This window comes from Streptococcus sp. UMB0029, from assembly GCF_002871495.1.
Lineage (GTDB): Bacteria > Bacillota > Bacilli > Lactobacillales > Streptococcaceae > Streptococcus.
Genome location: NZ_PNGD01000007.1, coordinates 38,103 through 60,035, shown reverse-complemented (window position 1 = coordinate 60,035; position 21,933 = coordinate 38,103). Strand labels below are relative to the sequence as shown.

21 protein-coding genes and 1 pseudogene are annotated in these 21,933 nt (G+C 42.4%); 3 read left to right on the top strand and 19 right to left on the bottom strand.

Annotated features, from left to right (window positions below):
* Positions 1-23: 23 nt before the first annotated feature.
* From CJ239_RS05925 to CJ239_RS05865, 13 genes and pseudogenes are all read right to left on the bottom strand, one after another.
* Positions 24-965, bottom strand: a complete 942-nt coding sequence (locus tag CJ239_RS05925; RefSeq protein ID WP_102210871.1) for a 3'-5' exoribonuclease YhaM family protein — start codon at positions 963-965, stop codon at positions 24-26.
* Positions 955-2,211 carry a DNA recombination protein RmuC gene (rmuC, locus tag CJ239_RS05920; protein ID WP_102210870.1) on the bottom strand — a complete coding sequence of 419 codons (1,257 nt, stop codon included), beginning with the start codon at positions 2,209-2,211 and terminating at the stop codon, positions 955-957. The genes CJ239_RS05925 and rmuC overlap by 11 nt, the downstream gene beginning before the upstream one ends.
* Position 2,212: 1 nt before the next feature.
* Complete coding sequence (locus CJ239_RS05915; RefSeq protein WP_102210869.1) at positions 2,213-2,875, bottom strand: thiamine diphosphokinase; 663 nt, start codon at positions 2,873-2,875, stop codon at positions 2,213-2,215.
* Complete coding sequence (gene rpe, locus CJ239_RS05910; protein ID WP_102210868.1) at positions 2,838-3,494, bottom strand: ribulose-phosphate 3-epimerase; 657 nt, start codon at positions 3,492-3,494, stop codon at positions 2,838-2,840. The genes CJ239_RS05915 and rpe overlap by 38 nt, the downstream gene beginning before the upstream one ends.
* Positions 3,495-3,504: 10 nt before the next feature.
* On the bottom strand, positions 3,505-4,383 hold the full coding sequence (gene rsgA, locus CJ239_RS05905; protein ID WP_102210925.1) for a ribosome small subunit-dependent GTPase A: 879 nt from the start codon (positions 4,381-4,383) through the stop codon (positions 3,505-3,507).
* A 1-nt stretch (position 4,384) separates the two neighbouring features.
* Positions 4,385-5,257: a 16S rRNA (adenine(1518)-N(6)/adenine(1519)-N(6))-dimethyltransferase RsmA gene (gene rsmA, locus CJ239_RS05900; protein ID WP_102210867.1), complete on the bottom strand. Its 873-nt coding sequence runs from the start codon at positions 5,255-5,257 to the stop codon at positions 4,385-4,387.
* Between the two features lie 130 nt (positions 5,258-5,387).
* Positions 5,388-5,696, bottom strand: a complete 309-nt coding sequence (locus CJ239_RS05895; protein WP_000333264.1) for a hypothetical protein — start codon at positions 5,694-5,696, stop codon at positions 5,388-5,390.
* Positions 5,689-6,330 carry an ABC transporter ATP-binding protein gene (locus tag CJ239_RS05890; RefSeq protein ID WP_102210866.1) on the bottom strand — a complete coding sequence of 214 codons (642 nt, stop codon included), beginning with the start codon at positions 6,328-6,330 and terminating at the stop codon, positions 5,689-5,691. Before CJ239_RS05890 ends, CJ239_RS05895 begins: the two co-directional genes overlap by 8 nt.
* 1 nt (position 6,331) lies before the next feature.
* Positions 6,332-8,362, bottom strand: coding sequence for a bacteriocin-associated integral membrane family protein (locus CJ239_RS05885; RefSeq protein ID WP_180958226.1), 2,031 nt, complete (start codon positions 8,360-8,362; stop codon positions 6,332-6,334).
* A gap of 76 nt (positions 8,363-8,438) precedes the next feature.
* Positions 8,439-8,734 (bottom strand): annotated as a pseudogene (locus CJ239_RS05880) (lactococcin 972 family bacteriocin).
* A gap of 318 nt (positions 8,735-9,052) precedes the next feature.
* A complete protein-coding gene (locus tag CJ239_RS05875; RefSeq protein WP_102210864.1) occupies positions 9,053-9,952 on the bottom strand; it encodes a helix-turn-helix transcriptional regulator in 900 nt (299 codons plus the stop codon).
* Between the two features lie 71 nt (positions 9,953-10,023).
* A complete protein-coding gene (gene rnmV / locus CJ239_RS05870; protein WP_102210863.1) occupies positions 10,024-10,584 on the bottom strand; it encodes a ribonuclease M5 in 561 nt (186 codons plus the stop codon).
* Positions 10,584-11,357 (bottom strand): TatD family hydrolase, encoded by a 774-nt coding sequence (locus CJ239_RS05865; protein ID WP_102210862.1) that lies wholly within the window; start codon positions 11,355-11,357, stop codon positions 10,584-10,586. Before CJ239_RS05865 ends, rnmV begins: the two co-directional genes overlap by 1 nt.
* A gap of 156 nt (positions 11,358-11,513) precedes the next feature.
* Here CJ239_RS05865 and CJ239_RS05860 point away from each other — a divergent pair, with 156 nt between their 5' ends.
* Positions 11,514-13,358 carry an APC family permease gene (locus CJ239_RS05860; RefSeq protein WP_102210861.1) on the top strand — a complete coding sequence of 615 codons (1,845 nt, stop codon included), beginning with the start codon at positions 11,514-11,516 and terminating at the stop codon, positions 13,356-13,358.
* Between the two features lie 287 nt (positions 13,359-13,645).
* Here CJ239_RS05860 and CJ239_RS05855 read toward each other — a convergent pair whose 3' ends face one another.
* The 4 genes from CJ239_RS05855 to CJ239_RS05840 all read right to left on the bottom strand — a co-directional run bounded on the left by CJ239_RS05855 (position 13,646) and on the right by CJ239_RS05840 (position 17,699).
* Positions 13,646-15,610, bottom strand: a complete 1,965-nt coding sequence (locus CJ239_RS05855) for a peptide ABC transporter substrate-binding protein (protein ID WP_102210860.1) — start codon at positions 15,608-15,610, stop codon at positions 13,646-13,648.
* Positions 15,611-15,746: 136 nt separating this feature from the next.
* Positions 15,747-15,881, bottom strand: coding sequence for a 50S ribosomal protein L34 (gene rpmH / locus CJ239_RS05850; protein ID WP_000831905.1), 135 nt, complete (start codon positions 15,879-15,881; stop codon positions 15,747-15,749).
* Between the two features lie 144 nt (positions 15,882-16,025).
* The gene (locus tag CJ239_RS05845) at positions 16,026-17,240 is read right to left on the bottom strand and encodes a pyridoxal phosphate-dependent aminotransferase (protein ID WP_000666461.1); all 1,215 of its coding nucleotides are present in this window, start codon (positions 17,238-17,240) and stop codon (positions 16,026-16,028) included.
* Positions 17,241-17,396: 156 nt separating this feature from the next.
* Positions 17,397-17,699: a hypothetical protein gene (locus CJ239_RS05840; protein WP_180958225.1), complete on the bottom strand. Its 303-nt coding sequence runs from the start codon at positions 17,697-17,699 to the stop codon at positions 17,397-17,399.
* 161 nt (positions 17,700-17,860) lie between these two features.
* Here CJ239_RS05840 and CJ239_RS05835 point away from each other — a divergent pair, with 161 nt between their 5' ends.
* Positions 17,861-18,313 carry a universal stress protein gene (locus tag CJ239_RS05835; RefSeq protein WP_102210858.1) on the top strand — a complete coding sequence of 151 codons (453 nt, stop codon included), beginning with the start codon at positions 17,861-17,863 and terminating at the stop codon, positions 18,311-18,313.
* A gap of 34 nt (positions 18,314-18,347) precedes the next feature.
* Here the strand turns inward: CJ239_RS05835 and CJ239_RS05830 are convergent, their stop codons facing one another.
* Positions 18,348-19,736, bottom strand: a complete 1,389-nt coding sequence (locus CJ239_RS05830; RefSeq protein WP_102210857.1) for a Cof-type HAD-IIB family hydrolase — start codon at positions 19,734-19,736, stop codon at positions 18,348-18,350.
* A gap of 65 nt (positions 19,737-19,801) precedes the next feature.
* Here CJ239_RS05830 and CJ239_RS05825 point away from each other — a divergent pair, with 65 nt between their 5' ends.
* The gene (locus tag CJ239_RS05825) at positions 19,802-20,764 is read left to right on the top strand and encodes an asparaginase (RefSeq protein ID WP_102210856.1); all 963 of its coding nucleotides are present in this window, start codon (positions 19,802-19,804) and stop codon (positions 20,762-20,764) included.
* Between the two features lie 53 nt (positions 20,765-20,817).
* Here the strand turns inward: CJ239_RS05825 and ccpA are convergent, their stop codons facing one another.
* Positions 20,818-21,828, bottom strand: a complete 1,011-nt coding sequence (ccpA, locus tag CJ239_RS05820) for a catabolite control protein A (RefSeq protein ID WP_102210855.1) — start codon at positions 21,826-21,828, stop codon at positions 20,818-20,820.
* Positions 21,829-21,933: the final 105 nt, after the last annotated feature.

Genomic DNA, 21,933 nt, shown 5'->3' with positions numbered 1-21,933 from the left:
AAATGCTCGTTTTTCTTAAATTATTAATCTAAATCTGGTTTATAAAAGGAACGATTGTCCATAGCGAAGATTTTATTGGTCATCTCTCCCTTATCCACCAAAGCCAGAGCTGTTGACATCATCATCATGCTAGCATCCAGATTATCAATCATATGGATAATCTCTGCCTCCATGATACGTGGACGGACTGGGCTACCATACTCCAGTAAGCCGTGGTGGCTGAGAATAACATGGCGGAGCAGAACGACTTCTTCCTTGGTATCATCGATACCAAGTTCCATCACTGTCTTGGTAATTTCACTATCAATCAGAGCGATATGTCCAAGGAGATTACCTCTGACTGTATACTCCGTCTGGTCTGGCCCCGTCAACTCAATGACTTTAGCCAAGTCATGTAGCATAATCCCTGCATAGAGCAGGCTCTTATTGAGTTGAGGATAAATTTCGCTAATGGCATCTGCCAAGCGCACCATGGTCGCCGTATGATAGGCCAAGCCCGTTTCAAAGGCATGATGGTTGGTCTTGGCAGCTGGATAAGAGTAGAACTCCTTATCATACTTGGTGTAGAGATTTCGGACAATTCGTTGCCAAACAGGATTTTCTATTTTGAAAATCATCTGAATCATATACTCTCGGATTTCCTTGACATCAACTGGCGACTTGACCTTGAAATCAGCTGGGTCATTGGGTTCACCAGGCTGAGGCAGGCGAAGGGTAATTTGATTGACTTGAGGAGTGTTATTATAAACTTCTCGGCGTCCTTTCATGTGGACAACCTTACCTGCGGTAAAGGCCTCAACGTTATGTGGTTGGGCATCCCAGAGTTTCCCTTCAATCTCACCACTATCATCTTGGAAGGTAAAGGCTAGGTAATTTTTCCCAGCGCGAGTTTGTCTCAGGTCAGCTGACTTGATTAGATAAAAGCCTTCAAATAGCTCATCTTTTTTCATGTGACTAATCTTCATATTCTTCCTCATTTTCTTGGAAATGGAGTAGATCAAGCGCAGGCTCACCTTCTGATAACTCAATGTGACGGAGCGTCCGCTCGATAGCTGTAGTACGACGGTTTAATAATTCATCAATATTGCCAGAGGCATGTTGGAGGTGTTTTTGTGCCTTGACCAGAATGCCACCAAACTTGCCGAACTCGGTCTTGACACTAGCAAGGGTCTTGCTGATATGGTCGGCACTCTTTTGTATATTGAGGGTTTTGAAGCCAACTGATAGAGAATTGAGGAGGGCTGATAGGGTACTTGGACCTGCGACAATAATCTGCTCCTCCCGTCTCAAATCATCAAAGAAGACAGGATTGCGGACAATTTCTGAGTAGAGACCTTCTGTCGGAACAAACAAGACTCCAAAATTGGTCGTTCGAGGTGGCGCTATGTACTTGCTCTTAATATCCTTGGCAAAGCGCTTAACGCTGGCTAGGAGTGACTTACGACAACGTTCGATTTCATCCTTATCACCTGCTTCATAGGCTTCTTCCAAGCGGTAATAATCCGCCAGTGGAAACTTGGAGTCAATCGGTAGGTAGACGTATTCCTGGTCTCCCTGTCCAGGTAGCTTAATGGCGTACTCCACTCGTTCATTGGAGTTTTCAACCGTTGCATATTCTCGTTCATACTGGGCAGGGGTCATGATGTCTTCAATGATTTGCCCCAATTGCAATTCACCCAGAATTCCTCGCGTTTTGGTCCCAGAGAGAACCTTGTTAAGAGCACCGACATCACGGGCAACTGTCTGCATCTCTCCCAGACCACGATTGACCGACTCCAGTTGTTTGGAAACTGTCTCAAAGGAAGCCTGTAGGCGTGTCTGCAAGGTCTTTTCCAATTTTTCCTCGACCGTCTGGCGCATTTGTTCCAAACGTTGCTCATTTGATTCCTGCAGGGCTTGAAGGCGTTGGTCGGTCTTGTCTCTAGTTTGGAGGAGATTATCTGTCATTTCTTGACGAACTTGAGTCAGGCCTTGGTGCAATTCCATTCGCACTTCTTGCAAACGGTCACTGACAACCACTTCCAAATCTTTTTGATCTAACCGGCTGGCTTGTCTTGCTTGTTCAAAGCGGTAATCCAACTGGTCTGACAAGTGATCCGCCTGTTCCTCCAAGCTCTTGGTCAGATGTTTTTCCTGCTTATCCTGCCTTTGCCAAATCAGAAAGAGTCCAGCTAGGTTGGCAATCAATAATAGAACAAGTAAACTTTCCATCCTACCTCCTGTCCTTGCTATGCAGCACAATCATATAGCCATCTGGGCAAGTCACTGACACTTCCCTATCTATATATTCGTTAGAAGCGTACACTTTTTTAAAGAAAAAATTCTGCTCTGTCAACTCATACTTAGCACCGAGAATAGTCAACTGGCTATCCCGAACCGGCATAAAGGCTAGATAGTCATAGTCCGAGCGAGGTTCTAGCTGACTGGTCCCTTCTGGACAATAGGCAATCAAATTTTGCCCATCCTCAATCGCTATCTGGCGCATATAGGATGCTAATTTGGGATTGCTAGGTAAAAAGACATTGGCCAGCATATGGTCAATACGACCACCAAGAGCACCAAAAATAGTGACCTCAGCCTGAGGATTTTTCTCAAAGATGGTCAAGAGAGCCAATTCCAAATCAGTATCATCTTTTTCTGGTCGGGCTTGAACAAAATGCTGGGCACGTTTTTGAATCACCTGTCGCTCTTCTTCCGTCACAGAATCAAAATCTCCGACTGCTAGAGCAAGAGGCAAATCTTCTTCCAAGACCCAGAGCGAGCCTCGATCCACACCAACAAAAGCATCAAAGTCCGTCCGATAATGACCGCGGTCTCCGCCTGCAAAAACAGCAACTCTAGTCCAGTTGTTTTCTGAGAGTTTGTACTCGCTCATTGACTTCTCCCTTAAAGACATAGGAACCTGCTACAAAAACGGTCGCACCAGCTTCTTTAGCTTGAGCAATAGTTTGGTCATCAATCCCGCCATCCACTTCGATTTCAAATTTCAAACCTTTTTCCTGACGAAGGGCAACCAGCTCACGAATCTTATCCATAGTTTCAGGTAGAAAAGCTTGCCCACCAAAGCCAGGGTTCACTGTCATGACTAAGACTTGGTCAACTAGGTGAAGAATGTGATTAATGGCTTCAACAGGCGTACCAGGATTGATAACTACAGAAGGTTTAACACCGAGCGAACGAATCTTTTGGAGAGCACCATGAATATGAGGCGTTGCTTCCACATGGATGCTGATGATATCTGCTCCTGCACGCGCAAAATCTTCCAGATGGTGTTCAGGATTCGCCACCATCAAGTGGCAGTCAAAGACCATCTTGCTATGGGGGCGAAGAGCTTCGACCACACCTGCACCAAAACTGATTTGTGGCACAAAGTGACCATCCATGATATCGATATGGGCATATTCTGCCCCAGTTGCTTCTAGGCGTTTGATTTCACGTTCAAAGTTGGCATAATCTGCTGCCAGAATTGACGGAGCAATCTTGTATTGAGACATAGGTTTCTCCTTATTTTGGAATTTTTTTGCTGACTTTTTTATAGGTTTCTCTGCGATTTTCAATTTCGCTGAGGAATTGCAGATAGTTGTCAAAACGGAAGGTGGCAATGGCGCCCTCTTCAACAGCTGGCTTCACTGCACAGGATGGCTCATGGGTATGGGTACAGCTACGAAATTTGCAGTCTTGGCTGACAGTAGCAATCTCTGGGAAAGCCTGATTGAGGTCTTCAGCCGTTGAGACTTCATAATCCAGCGATGAAAATCCTGGCGTGTCTGCGATTTTAGCCCCATTGAGGTTGTAAAAACTAACAGCTCGAGTGGTATGACGACCACGACCTAGACTATCTGAGATTTCCCCTGTTTCAAGATTGAGATCAGGTGCGATTTTATTGAGAAGGGTTGATTTCCCAACACCAGTCTGCCCCATAAAAACTGTAACCTTACCTGTTAACAAGGGCAAAAGTTCTTCCTTACTGGTCACAAAATCGTAACCAATAGCACCGTAGGTCTGCTGGTAAAAATCCAGTTCTCCTCTATCTTCCAACAAGTCCATTTTGGAAATATAGACGATAGGATGGATGCCCTTATATTCCAAAAGAACCAAGAAACGATCCAGCAAATTGCTATTGAAATCCGGTTCCTTGACAGACATGATTACCACAGCTTGGTCAATATTGACAATAGGAGGACGAACCAAACTGTTTTTCCGTTCGTGAATCTTGAGGATATAGCCTTCTGAATTTTCCTCGGCAGAAAAATCGACCCAGTCCCCAACATAGGGTGTATGACCTTTTTTACGGAAATTCCCACGCGCGCGTGTTTGATAAACCTTTCCCTCACTCTCTACATAGTAGAACCCAGCCAAGGCTTTAATGATTTGTCCCTGCATCTTAGAGTCCTTGCCCTTTAAGTGCATCTGCTAGGCTGGCAAACTCTTCCAAGCTGAGAGCTTCCCCACGTACACTTGGTGATAAACCTGCTTGGTCCAAGGCCTTGGTCAGCTTATCCTTGACCTCTTCAGTCTTACCAAAGTAACCTGTCAAGTTATTCCATAAGGTCTTGCGACGATGGGTAAAACTTGCATTGGAAACCTTAAAGAAGAAGTTCTCGTCTTCCACTGCTACGGCTGGCTCTGGACGACGCACCATTTTCAAGATAGCTGAGTCCACATTTGGCGCTGGCACAAAGACCGTACGAGGCACGATAAAAGCAACCTTGGCAGTCATGTAATACTGCACCGCAATCGACAAACTGCCATATGCCTTGGTGTTCGGCTGGGCTGAAATTCGGTCTGCCACTTCTTTTTGCATCATGACCACAAACTCACTAAAAGGAATGCCACTTTCGATCAAGTGCATGAGAATAGGTGTCGTGATGTAATAAGGCAAGTTGGCTACTACTTTAATTGGCAGGTCAGGATTTTTAAAATTCTGGATATGCTGCACCAAATCGACCTTGAGAATGTCCTCGTTAACCACTGTCACATTGTCAAAATCACGCAGAGTATCTGCCAAAATCGGCACCAAACGGTAGTCAATCTCAAAGGCCATAACTTGAGCTGCACGCTCAGCCAAAAATTCTGTCAAGGCACCAATCCCTGGCCCGATTTCGATGACATTAACCTTGTCATCAATCTCAGCCGTATCCACGATTTTTTGAAGGATATTGGTATCCGTCAGAAAATTTTGCCCAAAGGACTTTTTAAAGGTAAAACCGTGACGCTCCAGCACTGCCTTGGTCACGCTATAATCTGCAATTCTCATCTATTCTCTTTTCTATTATCTGTTACTACTATTGTAACACATTCCCCTTGTATTTTGGGGGTGAAAATCATACCAAAAAACTATCTTTCCTCATGAAGAAAGATAGTCTTGAAAATCTTTAAAGGTGGACTTATCGGTTCTCTCGAAACATCCGTTCGAAAAAATCAGCTTCTTGATAACTTCGATTTTCAGGTAGGGTCAAATCTACATCCTCCTCCACATCGTCCACTGTCAGTTCAACCGTTTGAGGTAAATTTTTCAAACGATAATGCTTTTGCCTTTGCCCTTCAATGCTAGCAAAATCAAGCAAATAGCCATTCACTCGGATTTGAACTAAAAGAAGATGATTGGTCATATTTTCCATGATGAGGATATCTTCTAAACCACCTCTGGCACTAGGATAATCAGATACCCTGCGAATACGGATTTTTTCACACATGAGCAAGCTCCCTCATATCAATGATTTCATCGGCCTTATTCCAGACTAGGGGATTATGGGTCGCAATGATGATCATTCGATTTTCATCTTTCAAGCCCACCAAGAGATTCATAACCTCCTCTGAATTTTCAGGATCAAGAGCTGCTGTTGGTTCATCTGCCAAAATCAAGGGTGGATTTTTCAAAATAGTCTTCGCAAGGGCAACTCGTTGAGCCTCTCCCCCAGATAAAGTATAAATTTTTTGTTCTAGATCCAAATACCCTAGATTAACTTTTTCTAAAGCCTCCACTTGCCTTTCCAAACGTTCTACTTTTGAAATCTTTTGACCAACAAAGCCCAAATCCAAATTCTCTTTGATTGATTGGTTTTCTAAAAGGCCAAAATTTTGAAAGAGATAGCCCATCTGGTCTCGAAAATACTCACGAGTGGGAATGGTTTTTAAATCTTTTCCCTGATAGAGAACCCTTCCACCATCTATCTTTTCTAGCTTTCCTAAGATATTAAGCAAAGTCGTCTTTCCGCTTCCACTCTTTCCGATTAGGGAATAAACCTTGCCCTTCTCCAGCTTGAGACTTAAACCAGAGAAAATCGCGCGGTCATTAAATTTCTTTTCCAATCCTTGAATATCAATCATCTTATTTTCCTTTCAATACTGCCATGCTACCAGCTTCTTCCTTTTTATCCTGCCTTACTAAAATCAAGAGGGCGTTAAGAGTAAATAAAGCTACAACTAGAGCGCTAATCAAGCTATCTCCTGTCAAAACACTAGATAGGATTAGCCCAAGTAAGAGAACCCCTCCTTGCGCCAGTAAGTACTTGCCATGAAGCTCATAGATTGTCATACCAGAAAGACGTTTAATCATGATCTCCCGTCTAAACTGCTCAAAATAGAGAAGATTCATGGAATCAAATAACAAAATAGCCGTAGACAGGGTCAAAATCGTCCCAATAAGGAGAGAGTAGAACTCCATCCGTTTGTCATTTAGTACCTTGGCAAAAAACAGCTGGCTTTTTACCAAATAAGAGACCTTGTGATACAGACCTTGCTCTTTTAAAGCTGTGATACTATCTCCATATCGATCTAGTTTCAAGGCACTATTAGCCGTAGTTCCCCATAACATCCCTGCAACAGGTCTTGTTCCAGTCGCTTGTGGCGTTAGAACCACAATAATCGGATCTTTTAGGTACTGGCGTGTCGTCTTGTACCCATCGTTATAGAGGAAGCGTTCCTGCCCTGTTTCTGTAAAAGCTAGCCTTACCTGTGGGAGGTAGTGTTTCTGACTCGTCACTTCTACACTTTCAGATGAAAAGTTTTGCAGGTAATCTGTAAATAATCCTTGATAGTAGGCAGACTGCTCTCGCAAGCTCTCAGGCAAGATCAGCCCAAACTCTCCCTCAGACAAGTTTTGCATCTTATCCATAAACTCTGAAGAAATGGTAATCTTTTCTTCTACCAGATAGCGCGGTGAGACATAGATAACATTCCCTGCTGGTGTGTAGTCATTGAGACGATTGCCATCTAGGTCCACTTCTGCGCCATTTGAGAATTTGTCAACATTGCTCATGATATAAAAAGAGTCTGTATTGGCTAACCGTTCTTCAGTAAATGTCTGCCACTCACGATTATCCTTACGCATTCCTTCTTCATCGGCAAATGCACTAGACCAACCAAAGGATAGACGGTAACGATCTGAGGACTGACTCCATTTATCGCTAGCTCTCTCCATTTCTTGCATTTCACGGTAGTGGGGTAGGAGAGCAGTCGCACTCGAGCCGACCACCAGCACGGCCAAGAGTTGCCCCACCATCATCAATGTCATCATACGTTTGAGAGGGAGTTTCCCTTTCAATAGATCCACCAGACTATTTTCCTGTAAACCAAGTAGATACACGACACTTAATAAGGTAGAAATCCCTACCAAGGCCAATCCATAAAGTAGAAGAGCAATGATGACCAGTTGCACCGTTGCCATAAACAAGGCACCTTGATACCAGAGAATCCCCAATCCCAAAAAACTGGATACCAGCACCGAGAAGATAAGCTGTCTCATATCTTCTAAGACCGGTCTGAGAGCAACCCCAAACAAGCTCTCACCAGCTATTAAACGAATCCCTGCTTGACGGAGGGATTTTATCCGATAAATCAGAGTCAAACTCATAAAGGTCAGCAGAAAAATAGCTAAACTCAGTAGCACCATAGGGGTGACAGCCAATAGTAAGACTATCGAAAATGGATCTTCTCCATTCGAAACAAAGCCTTGATAGCCAAGTTCTTTCAAGGTGGTCTGTAAGCTCACTCCATCCAAACTTCCTGATACAATCAAATAAGAACCTAATAAATCACTCGTTTCTGCACTCTCCTTGGAGGAAATGGTCAGACCTTCTGGAAGCTCTCCCTGACCATAAGTGGCATAGGTAAAGCGTGTTTCTCCAGCTTCATTTGGCTCAACGATTCGACGGGCGATGAGACTATTGTGCTCTACCGCTAAGTGACTCAAAGCCTCTGTCACCTCTTCGCGACCAGCTACTGACTGGTTTAGCTCAGTACCCATCACGTCAACAGAGGCATAGTTACCAAATAAAATCTCTTCTCGATGGTCAACGGAAGTTATCACCATATAAAGCGATACCAATACCATTGAAATCAAAATAAATAAACGTTTCATCACTTCCTCCAAAAAGTTACTTGGTCACTTAGTGAGAAGGTGACCAAGTAAAGCTAAACAATAGGGCTATACCATTCTAAACATTATAGTAGAATGCAACTTTCTCTCCCCAAGAAGTACGAATCCATGCACGAGAAGTCCCTCTAGCACCAGCATATCCCTTATCAGATGAACCAGTTTTTCTGCTAACAACTGTTGAGCTATGATATTTTGAAGAGTGATAGTAGTTTGAGTAAGCACCGCCGTTAGCTGAATCATAAGTCCAAACACCACCTTCTGGGTATTGAACGGCAGCAGAGACAACTGCTACACCTCCACCTAATGTTCTGCAATGCTCGCTACAAGGGCTAATTTTTTAACTGTTTGTTTCATATTGATACTACTCTATTTTTGATTACAAGATTGTTTAGTTACTTGCTCCTCTTTCCATTATCAACGTTGATACTATTATATTACCAAATGATATTCAAAAATTATTTGTTTTTTCTAAATTGTCAAAATAGCACCCTGAAATGAACTTTTATAGTCATTATACTCCATCTTTATCACACTACCAAGGACATCAATGCCCTTAAAATCTAACTATTTCATGTTATTTTTAGCTTATATCTAAAAAAACAGTCCTAAAGACGAACTTTAGAACTGTTTCAATGCTAGAACAAAGACATTTTTGTCATTGCTTCACTATGTTTATAAATATTTTTTTACATCCTCTTGCCATTCCTCTGTCAATTTCTTTACTAGAAATTCATCTCCAATTAGCTTCGCAAATGTTTTAGAAGACTGATAAAATGATTCAGCTAAACTAAAATCTCTTTCTTCTCTTAATGCTTGCTTCCACAAAAACATAAATACAAGGGGTTTCTTTTGATAATCTTGAGTTTTACCCATAATTTCTTGCAAACACGATAGATAATCATTAAAACAATCAGTTACTCCTACCTTTTCAAGACAACACATTCCTGAAATAAGAGTATCTCTAATTATAAAGTAATTCTCTATTTGAGTTACCTTCTTCTGTTCCAAAAGAAGGAACATTATCTTTTCGATTTGATTCACAAATTTTGCAAGATCTTTTCTAATAATCATTTGATAAAAAAACAAACGAATCAACAACATATCATTTATTGAATAGGCTTCTTTTTCTATAATCTGAGGCATATGTTCCTCAAGTATTAACTCTGCATATTCAGGCCTTCTAGTTCTAGAAGTATCCAAACATGCCTGCAATACTTCACATGCTAATTGTTCTTCTTTAGGAAGATTATCAAAGTATGTTTTATAAATCTCTTCCAAACACGCTTCTTTCTTATCGTATTCCTCTTCTTTACCATAGATTGGTTCACGTAAAATCTGGTATTTCAATTCTAAATAAGCAGAAGGAAGAGCTGAAAAATCCGGCATAAGGCTATAAGCTGGAACTCCTAAACGACGAGCAATATAGTCTAACTTGGGCAAACTCGGTTGCGAAGCTCCACTTTCAATTCTCGACAGTTGACGAACTGTCAGTTCTTGCTCATCTCCACAAAAATCTGGACGACTAATTCCTTTTTCTATCCGAATCTCTTTAATTTTTTGACCAATTAACATCAGACGCCTCCTCTTCTACCTGCTTCGAAAAATACTGTGAAGCTCAAAAAATTGTAACAATCACATCTTTCCTACTCATAAGATTTCATAGCTTCTTCCACTTCTGCCAAAGTAACCCCAAACAACTCTAAGCGCTTGAGGAGTTGCTTGCCGTTGGAATAGCCAATTCGGAGAGCCTCCCCTAGATATTCTCGTCGCTTACGGCTATCTGCTCCTGCTAGAAAACCAAGGCGAATCAAATCGCTACGACTAATGTCAAACTGACTCTCATGTTCAAATTGTTCAGTCACCTGAGCGAGAGCCGTTTTCAGGTCTTCATAGCTGGCATGCTCAATTCCTAGAGACTGCCCCTTGGTTTTGGATTTAGGAACAGCTTCATCTCGTTGGAGAAAAGCATGTTGCACTGTTGGAATGGCCGTCATAATCATGCGCCGAATCCGCTCCCCATTAAAATCTGGGTCTGTAAAGACAATGACTCCATGACGTTGGTGCAGGCGCTGAATTCGCTCTATATCCTGGTCATTGATGGCAGAACCTCGTGTCTCATAGGTCTCTACATCGAAATAACGTTTGAGATTGGCCGTATCATCGCGCCCTTCGACCACGATAACTTGGGAAATTTTCTCTTTCATTACTTGCTGTCCAATCCAAAAATTCGCTCTGCATTTGCAGTTGTTACCGCCGCTAGCTCTTCTGCCGTCATCCCACGCAAGTCAGCTATAAAGTCCACTACATAGCGAGTATAGGCTGTTTTATTTTCACGACCGCGTTTAGGTACAGGTGCTAAGTAGGGCGCATCTGTTTCTACCAAAATCTTGTCCAAAGGTAACTCTTTAGCTGCTTCTTGGATGTCAGTTGCCTTCTTGAAAGTCACCACTCCTGAGAAGGAAATGGTCATACCAAGCTCGACAAACTTCTCTGCCCACTCAAGCGTCCCTGAAAATGAATGCATGATACCACCTCGAGGACCAACGCCCTCACTTTTGATAATCTCATAGGTATCTTCCAGCGCATCACGGGTATGGACAACAAAAGGCAAATCCAAGTCCTTAGATAACTGAATCTGACGACGAAAAACCTGCTCCTGCACCTCTTTTGGCGCTGTCATCCAATGATAATCCAAACCAATCTCACCTAAAGCAACAACCTTGGGATGCTTGAGCTTGTCAAGCAAGTAGGCTTCAATCTCCTCTGTGTAAGTCCCTGCTTCTGTCGGATGCCAACCAATAGTCGCGTAAAGTTGGTCATACTCATCCACCAACTCCAAGGCACGCTCAATCGTTGGTTGATCAAAACCCACAATATTCATCTGTATCACACCCATCTCAGCGGCCAAGGCAATTTCTTCTGCCTCACGACCTGCAAATTCTTCTACATTCAAGTGTGTATGTGTATCAAAAATCATCTCTTCTAACCTCGTTTTCTATCTACTATTATAGCAAAAAAACTGACCTCTCTCCTCATCTGAAAAAAATATTCTAAAATCCATTATCATCTCTTGACGCTCTTTTTCCAAAGCAGTATAATAACACTTATTGAATTTTCAACAAAGGAAGCAACTATGTTTACAAAATTAAAACAGACCTTTATCGGTCGTCCTCTTAAGTCCTTAACCGAAGGCGAAGGGGGACTACTGGGAAAAATGCAGGCCTTAGCCATGTTGTCAAGCGACGCTCTGTCCTCCATCGCCTATGGACCTGAGCAAGTAGTCCTCGTCTTGGCTAGTCTCTCTCCTCTTGCTATATGGTGGAGCCTTCCTATTGGCCTCTTTGTCCTCCTGCTCTTAGCTAGTCTGACCGTTTCCTACCGTCAAATCATCCATGCCTACCCTCAAGGGGGAGGGGCCTATATGGTTACTCGAGAAAATCTATCTCCCCAACTTGGCTTGATTGCTGGAGGTAGTCTGCTGGTTGACTACATGTTGACCGTAGCAGTATCTGTTGCATCTGGAGCCGATGCTATCACAGCAGCTCTCCCTGCTCTCCACCCTTACAACCTCCACATTTCCATTTTTCTAGTTTGCTTGCTCATGCTCTTGAACTTACGGGGCTTAAAAGAATCTGCCAGCTCACTGATGATTCCTGTCTATCTCTTTATCATCAGTACTGTCTTTCTCTTGCTCTACGGAATTTTTCAACTAATGACAGGAGCTCTCAGCTATCAGGCAACTTCACCTATTGGGCATGCTGTTCCGAGCCTGTCTATCGTTCTCATTCTAAGAGCCTTTACCAGCGGATCTGCCTCTCTGACAGGGGTTGAAGCTATTTCAAATGCCGTTCCCTTTTTCAAGGCTCCGAAAGAAAAGAATGCCGCTCAAACCCTGACCATTATGTCACTGATTTTAGGTTTTCTTTTTGCTGGTATCACTTTCCTAAACTACTGGATGGGGATTATGCCGCAACACGGAGAAACCATCCTTTCACAGATGGCTCAAGGCATCCTTGGCACTTCCTTCTTAGGTCACCTTGGCTATTATACCTTCCAATTCTCCACAGCCTTGATTTTGGCCGTAGCAGCAAATACTGGCTTTTCAGCCTTTCCTATGCTGGCTTACAACATGGCTAAAAACAAATACATGCCCCATCTCTTTATGGAAAAAGGAGACCGCCTAGGTTACTCCAATGGAATTTTAACTCTGGCTTTTGGGGCTATGATTCTTCTTCTCATTTTTAATGGCAATACAGAACGCTTGATTCCTCTTTATACTATCGGGGTCTTCGTTCCCTTCGCCCTATCTCAGACTGGGATGATTCGTCATTGGAAAAAGGAAAAAGGGGCCAACTTCTTAAAACCTGCCCTTGCCAATATCCTTGGTGCCATCATTTGCTACGCTATCGTGCTCATCCTGCTCTTTTTCCGTCTCAGTGATATCTGGCCTTTCTTCCCGATCATTCTCGTACTCACCCTACTTTTCTTGGCCATTCACAGTCATTACCAAAAAGTGGCCCAACAACTGCGACTCTATGAAGGAATCGAAAAACGTACTTACGACGGCAATCTGGTTCTGGTCCTAGTAGGGAATGTCACCCGTGTAAGCGTTGGAGCTATTAACTACGCCCAAAGTATCGGAGACGAAGTCTTAGCCATGCACATTTCTACTAAGGAAACAGCAGAAAAAGACCAAGAAATTCTCCAAGAATTTGCCGATTACTTCCCAACCATTACTCTGAAAAACATCAAGACCAGCTACCGTGACATCATCACGCCTACTGTCAAGTATGTCAAACGAATCTCTGAGGATGCCCAGAAAAAGAACTATACAGTCACTGTCCTAGTACCCCAGTTCATCCCTAATAAACCTTGGCAGAATATCCTGCACAATCAGATGAGTCTCAAACTCAAATACGCCCTTCGCTGGTACCAAGACGTCGTTGTCGCTAGCTACTCTTATCACTTAAAAGAATAAAGAAAAGGCCCTACCAGAACCAAGAAGCTCTGGTAAGGCCTTTTTCTGAATCTAGTCACTAGACTTATACTCTTCGAAAATCTCTTCAAACCACGTCAGCTTCACCTTGCCGTAGGTATGGTTACTGACTTCGTCAGTTTCATCTATAACCTCAAAACCATGTTTTGAGCTGACTTCGTCAGTTTCATCTACAACCTCAAAGCAGTGCTTTGAGCAACCTGCGGCTAGCTTTCTAGTTTACTCTTTGATTTTCATTGAGAATTAACTGAAAAGAATGACTAGGAATATTATTGAATGTGGTTAGCTAAATCTTCCTGAGCTTTTTTATTTGACTCAGCTTTTTCTTTTAGCCATTTTTCATAGAGTTCTTGGTACTGTTTAGCAGTTACTGGCTCTTTTTGCAGTTCAACATATTTATAATTGTCTGAATTTCCTTTATTCCCAACGAATGAGAATGGACCTGTAAACGGTACACTCTTACGGAAAATTGGGTTGGCTCCACCACTTTGAACTGGTAGGAAGAGGGCGCTATCTGTCAACCAAGCTTGAGCTTCAGCGTATTTTTCATAGCGAGCCTGAGTATCTGTGATTTCAGCGTCGGCCTGATCCAAGAGTTTCTTGTAGTCAGAAAGACCAATCTTGTCCTTGACTTCCTTGTCTTTTCCTTCAGACAAGCCCATATTTTTCAACTGAGAACCTGTTTCTGGATCAAGGATAGCTAGGTAAGTCTTAGGATCTGAGTAATCTCCACCCCATCCTGAGATGTCGATGTCATAGTCTTTTTGTTCTGCTGTATCTGCAAAGTAGGTTGCTTGGTCTTTTTCATCTGGAGAAAGTTGGATAACATCAATAACCACATTATCCTTACCAAGAGTTGCTTCTACTGTTTGCTTGAAAGAGCCAGCCTGTTGCACATCCAACTTAGCAGTCTGGTCAACTGGCAAATCCAAATGAATTGGGAAGGTTACTCCCTGAGCTTGCAGACTTTCTTTGGCCTTCGCAAACTTCTCTTTGGCCTTGTCAGGATTCAAGAAGGCTTGCTTACCATCATTTAGGTTGATATTTGCCCAATCTTTACCATAGTTGACAATTTTTTCATTGACAATATCACCGAAGTTCTTATCACCAACTTGGACAAAGTTACTTGGTGTAACCGTGTTACGCAAGATACGGTCTGCTCCATCTTCACCATTTGTCTGTGCTGCATAAGCATGACGATTAAAGGCAAAGTTGATAGCCTGACGGAAATCTTTATTTTGCATAGCTGCACGTGAATCTGTCTTTTCCTTATCAGACTGTTTCATAGTCTGCTTGTAGCTTTGACGATTCACGTTGAAAAGATAATAGAAAGTAACTGAGTTTTGTGGTGTATAGGTAATCTTGTCCTCATTTCCCTTTTTGAGTTCAGCAAAGACTGAACTTGTTGGGAAGATACGACCATCTGTATAGTTGCCTTCCAAGAATCCTCTTGCAATGCTGTCTTGGTCAGAACCGTCAAAGAAAGAGAGCTTCACTTTCTCAATTTTGACATTGTCCTTATCCCAATAGTTAGGATTTTTATCAAATTCAATCAAAGATTTTGATGTGAAGGACTTAAACAAGTAAGGACCATTTGACAAAATGCTTGATGGTGTCACACTTCCAAAGTCATCTCCCTTAGACTTCAAGAAGGCTTCATTTACAGGACTAAGAATACTTGCTGTTGTTTTAGAGTTCCAATAAGTCTCGGGTTGGATGAGGGTGTATTGGAGTGTGTAATCATCCACTGCCTTCACACCAACAGTTCCAAAATCAGATGATTTCCCTTCAACATAGTCTGCTAGCCCTTTGATAGAATCTTGTACTAAGTACAAGTTTTCAGCCTTTTTATCAGCCGCATACTTAAGACCAGTCACAAAGTCATGAGCTGTTACATCCGCATACTCTTCTCCTTCAGAAGTGTACCATTTAGCCCCCTGACGGATTTTATAAGTGTAGGTCAAACCATCTTTTGACACAGTCCACGACTCAGCCATAGACGGGATGAGATTGCCATACTGGTCATTTTCCAACAAACCATCAATCAAGTTGGTTGTGATACTAGATGTAGAGTCTCGGGTAGAAGTAATATAATCCAAGGTATCTGGGTTATTGACAAAGATATAAGAGTAAGTCTTGTCTGCATTATTTGATTGGGAAGACCCACATGCTGCTAGAGCTAGACCTGCTGTCAAAGCCATAGCTCCAAAAAGCATAACTTTTGATTTCTTCATGATTATTCTCCATTTTTACAGTATGTGAAATATTATACACCATTTGAGCAAAAATATAAAGCTTTTTGTACTTTTTTACAAAAATAAAAATCAGTAGACTCGAGTTCCTACTGATTTTTGATAGAGTTCGTTTGGATTATGCAGCCAAAACTTTGCGTCCTTTACGACGACGAGCTGCCAATACGCGACGACCGTTTTTAGTTGACATACGGTTACGGAATCCGTGTTTGCGCGCACGACGAAGTTTACTTGGTTGATAAGTACGTTTCACGATGAATACCTCCTCATAGATTTTGTATTCGTTTAGCCGGCTATAAAGTGATCAGTTACTAAACATACTTTACTATTCTATCTGATTCTTTTACTTTTGTCAATAGCTCAAGGCAAATGTTTCCAGCTTTTTCGAATGTAAGCCCTATCTACGATACTGTTTCAAGAAACGAGTCATCTTGTCTTGAATTTGGGCTAGTTCATCAACACGAGGAAGGTAAACGATACGGAAGTGGTCTGGTTCCTGCCAGTTGAAGCCTCGACCATGAACCAAGAGAACCTTTTCCTGCTTCAAGAAATTAAGGACAAACTGCTCATCATCATCGATACGGTACATATTACGGTCTATTTTAGGAAAGATGTAGAGCCCCGCCTTGGGTTTAACCGCAGACAAACCTGGAATCTCTTGAATGGCATTATAAATGAAATTTCTTTGCTCATAAATTCGTCCACCAGGAAGGAGCAATTCATCGACTGATTGGTGACCACCCAAGGAAGTTTGTACGACTTGTTGGGCCAAAACGTTAGAGCAAAGGCGCATATTGGACAGCATATTGAGACCTTCAATATAGCCCTTGACGTGCGTTTTAGGTCCAGACAAGACCATCCAACCCACACGGAAACCAGCAATACGGTGAGATTTTGATAGACCATTCATGCTGACACAGAAAACATCTGGTGCCAAGCTCGCCACCGGCGTATGCACATGTCCATCCATGACCATGCGGTCGTAAATTTCATCCGCAAAGATAATCAAATCGTTTTGACGGGCAATCTCAATAATCTCCAGCAAGAGTTCTTTAGGATAAAGGGCTCCAGTTGGGTTATTTGGATTGATAAGGACGATTGCCTTGGTATTGGAAGTGATTTTTGACTTGATATCGTCAATATCTGGGTACCATTCTGCAGCTTCATCACAGATATAGTGAACGGCATTTCCTCCAGCTAGACTGACAGCTGCTGTCCAGAGAGGATAGTCTGGCATTGGTACCAAGACTTCATCCCCATTGTCCAAAAGCCCCTGCATAGACATGACAATCAACTCACTGACACCATTTCCAAGGTAGATATCATCAATATCTACGTTTGGAAATTTTTTCAATTGGCAATACTGCATGATAGCCTTACGGGCTGAGAAAATCCCTTTAGAATCAGAATAGCCTTCACTATCACGCGCATTCATAATTAAGTCATGAATGACCTCGTCTGGCGCTGTAAAGCCAAATTCTGCTGGATTTCCTGTATTCAGACGTAAAATCTTTTCTCCATTTGCTCGCATCCGCATGGCTTCTTCCAAAACAGGGCCACGGATATCATAAGCAACATGCTCTAACTTACTAGACTTGTTATATTCTTTCATCTTGTTTCCTCAATTCTTCAGGATAGTAACATTATACCACTAGAAAGAGAATGCGACAAGTTTGCTGAAATGTGTTACTAGATTCATATAGAAGAAAAACCTCACTAAAAGCGAGGCCAAGACAGGGGAGATAGCAGGTATTTTGCGAAAGTCACATCACATACCAAAAGATAAACCTAGAAAAAGCAAACCTAAAAAGGAGTCATAGAGAAGATTGAACATGAGGAAAAGCCCCCATATCATCAAGTAATCCCAGCGACCACTTCTTTTAGCGACTAGGAATAATACCAAATGGTAGAGTAGGTGAAAGACTAAAAAGCCAATAAAACCTGGATAGAGAAGCGGAATTAGCTTCTCTAATTGCCAGATCATAATCACTTCTACCAAGACTGAAACCAGGATGATTCCATAATAAAGGAAATTTGATTTTTTTGTTTCTTGAAAAGAGTTTTTCATCATTCTCCCTCCCTTCACTTGTTTCCTGCTATCCTTTCTTTTATTTTATCATATATTTATATAGATTTTAAGCGCTAACATTCTTTTAAAAAATACTTTTTTTGCTTTACTTCTATAGTGAAAAGGTTTACAATTATAGTAAGAAAATTTCAGGAGGTTTCATTATGGCACAACGTTACCAAAATATTATGGTCGCAATCGATGGTTCTAAAGAAGCGGACTTGGCTTTTATCAAGGGAGTTCATTCTGCTCTACGAAACGACGCTAAACTCACCATCGCACATGTCATTGACACACGCGCACTCCAAAGCGTATCCACCTTTGATGCTGAAGTTTACGAAGAACTCCAAGTAGACGCTGAAAGTCTGATGAAAGAGTACGAAAAACGTGCTAAAGATGCTGGTGTTACAGATGTTCATATCGTCATTGAAATGGGAAATCCAAAGACCCTCTTGGCACGTACTATTCCAGATGCTGAGGAAGTGGACCTCATCCTCGTTGGTGCAACCGGTCTCAACGCCTTTGAACGCCTCTTGGTCGGCTCTTCATCTGAATACATCCTCCGCCATGCTAAGGTCGATTTGCTGGTTGTGAGAGAACAAGAAAAAACCTTATAATCACAAAGAAAAGGAGCCCCCAGCTCCTTTTTCTTTACTGTTTATTTCTCTCTTTATGGCGTTCATAAGCCTTGAGCTGGCGCTGCAGTTCCTTTTTAATCGCAGGTTCTGGAGCATATTTTTCTTCCCAATCATCTGGTTTTAAGATTTTGTGGGTCACTGGATCAAAATGAGCCTTGCCATCTGGGAAAATTTTCCCCATATTGGCCTGATGGACAATGTCAAAAATACGTTCTGGGTCCACCCCCATCAAGACAAAACTACCGTAGGTGAAGTAAAGCGTATCAATCAAGGCATCCACCTGCCCTATCAAATCTTGCTGAGCAGGCGTCTTCTTAGCTACTTTATCTGCTGCCTTATCAAGGGCTTGATGAAGTTGCGATAGAGCTTGACCAAAATCCTCTTCAGAAGGGCTGGCAGCTCGAACAAACTCCACCAATTCTTCTATTTTAAAGCCAGCCCTGTGGGTTGCACCTTCTAAATCCCAAGCTCGAGGTTCTTCTTGAGTTCGTTCGTCCATCATGTGGTGGAAGGTCTTGACCTTATTGAAATGATAGTCACGGCTGACAAAGACTTTTTCTGAGGCCAGAACACCAAAATGTTCCAGAGCCTTGTGGATTCCATCTTGCTGATTGCTAGTGGTGATGTGCTTGGCAACTTCCTTGACACTGCTACTACCATTTCCCATAGCGACCGACATACCGACACCTGCCAGCATTTCAAGGTCATTATCTGAGTCACCAAAGGCCATGACTTGGTTAAGATCAAAACCATATTCTTTCCCAACTCGTCTAATGCCTTCCAATTTAGAGTTTCCTTGATTGATGACATCCGCAGCAAAAGGATTGCTACGTGTCAATTTCAAATCTTCAAAATCAGCTGCCGCCTTCTCAGATTCTTCTGGTGTCATTAGCATCAAAACTTGGTAGATAGGCTGATTCATCAGATGAAGCAGTTCTTCTTCCTTTTGGGGAACAACCTTGCTGACCATACGATTAAAGGAATGACTCACTGTTCGAGTTAAAACTGAGGGAACGAAGCGACTGATTCGTTGGGAAAAAGAACCCAGACCAAAGGACATGATTTTAGAACCCAACATGGCATCCTTGGTCCCTAGGGCAATCTCCTTGCCCTCTTTTTTAGCATAAGTAATTAGCTGGCGCAAGTGTAACTTGGAAATAGGGCTCGTGAACAAGACTCTGTCTTTAGTAAAGATATACTGGCCATTGTAGGTTACCGCAAAATCCAGATCCAAATCGTCCATCAATTCCTTAACAAAAAAAGGTCCTCGCCCTGTCGCTACACCAACCAACACCCCTTGTTCTTTGACAATCTTAATCGCGTCCTTAGTGGATTTCAAAACACTCTTGCGATCGTTGACCAAGGTTCCATCGATATCAAAAAAAACAGCTTTGACTTCCATCCTATCCCAATCTCCCCTTTTGTGATACAATGATTATACCACATTTCAGAAAGAGTGAGTAAATCATGCCTAAGAAAATCCTTGTTTTACATACGGGTGGAACTATTTCCATGCAAGCCGATGCTTCTGGCGCTGTTGTGACGAGTTCAGATAATCCCATGAACCATGTGTCCAACCCACTTGAAGGAATCCAAGTCCACGCCCTAGACTTTTTTAACCTGCCAAGTCCCCATATCAAACCCAAGCATATGCTGGCCCTCTACCAAAAAATCAAAGAGGAAGCGGCTAACTACGATGGAGTGGTGATCACACACGGGACCGATACTTTAGAGGAAACAGCCTATTTCCTTGATACCATGGAAGTTCCCCATATGCCCATCGTTCTAACAGGGGCCATGCGTAGCTCCAACGAACTCGGCAGTGATGGTGTTTATAATTATCTGAGTGCTTTACGGGTGGCTAGCGATGACAAGGCTGCTGACAAAGGGGTTTTGGTTGTTATGAACGATGAAATCCACGCTGCCAAGTATGTTACCAAAACACATACGACCAACGTCGGCACCTTCCAGACCCCAACACATGGACCACTTGGTCTGATTATGAAACAGGAAATTCTCTACTTTAAAACAGCTGAACCCCGTGTCCGCTTTGACCTTGATCACATACAAGGATTGGTACCTATCATCTCGGCTTATGCTGGTATGACAGATGAGCTGATTGATATGCTGGATTTGGAACAATTGGACGGTTTGATTATCCAAGCCTTCGGAGCTGGTAATATTCCCAAAGAAACGGCTCAAAAGTTAGAAAACCTTCTGCAAAAAGGAATCCCAGTCGCTCTGGTTTCACGATGCTTTAACGGTATAGCGGAGCCTGTTTATGCCTACCAAGGTGGGGGCGTGCAGTTGCAAAAATCTGGTGTTTTCTTTGTCAAAGAACTTAATGCCCAAAAAGCCCGCTTGAAACTCCTTATCGCCCTCAATGCTGGACTAACAGGACAGGCTTTAAAAGACTATATGGAAGGCTAAGTCTCCTTTCCAGAAAGCAAAATCAGGAAATCTTCACGATTCCCTGATTTTTTCTATTTACGTTTTCGTGTTGAACGACGTTCTGTCAAACCATGAGCTAAGAGAACTTCACGTTCTTCCAACTCTTCCTTGTGCATAATCTTAGTCAACATACGCATGCTAATAGCACCAAGGTCATAGAGAGGTTGGGCAATAGTTGTCAAGTTTGGACGGGTAAAGCGTGAGACTTGCGAATCATCACTAGTAATAATTTCAAATTCTTCTGGTACTGACACACCCTTATCAGCAAGGCCGTTCAAGACACCTGCTGCCAGTTCATCACCTGTTACAACTGCTGCAGTTGCGTTTGATGAAATTAAACGCTCTGCCAAGGCATAGCCATCTTCATAAGTGTATTTAGACTCAAATACCAATCCTTCGCTATAAGAAATACCTGCTTTTTTCAAGGCTTCCTTGTAGCCAACCAAACGAACCTTACCATTGATATCATCCACTAGTGGACCGCTAACGAAAGCAATGCGCTCGTTCTCTTTAGCAAGGTAGGTCACTGCATCAATCGTTGCTTGTTTGTAGTCAATATTGACACTTGGAAGTTGGTGTTCTACATCCACTGTCCCTGCAAGAACAACTGGTGTCCGTGAACGAGAAAACTCTGAACGAATTTTTTCAGTCAAGTGGTACCCCATAAAAATGATACCATCCACTTGCTTAGAAAACAGCGTATTAACCACTGAAACTTCCTTGTCATCATCCTCATCACTATTGGCAAGGACGATATTGTACTTGTACATTTCAGCAATATCATCAATCCCTTTAGCAAGCGTTGAGAAATAGCCATTGGTAATATTTGGAATCACGACACCAACAGTGGTTGTCTTTTTACTTGCAAGACCACGCGCCACTGCATTTGGACGGTAATCCAAACGATCAATCACCTCAAGCACTTTTTTACGGGTGTTCTCTTTTACATTCTTATTGCCATTGACTACACGGCTAACCGTCGCCATTGAAACTCCTGCTTCACGGGCGACATCATAAATCGTTACTGTATCGTCTGTATTCATTCCATTTCCTTTCTATATCATACCTCACGAGACTCTAAAAAAGAGACTGTATGAAAATTTCGTTTTCATGATTCTACTTATTCCATTTTATCACTATTTGTAAAC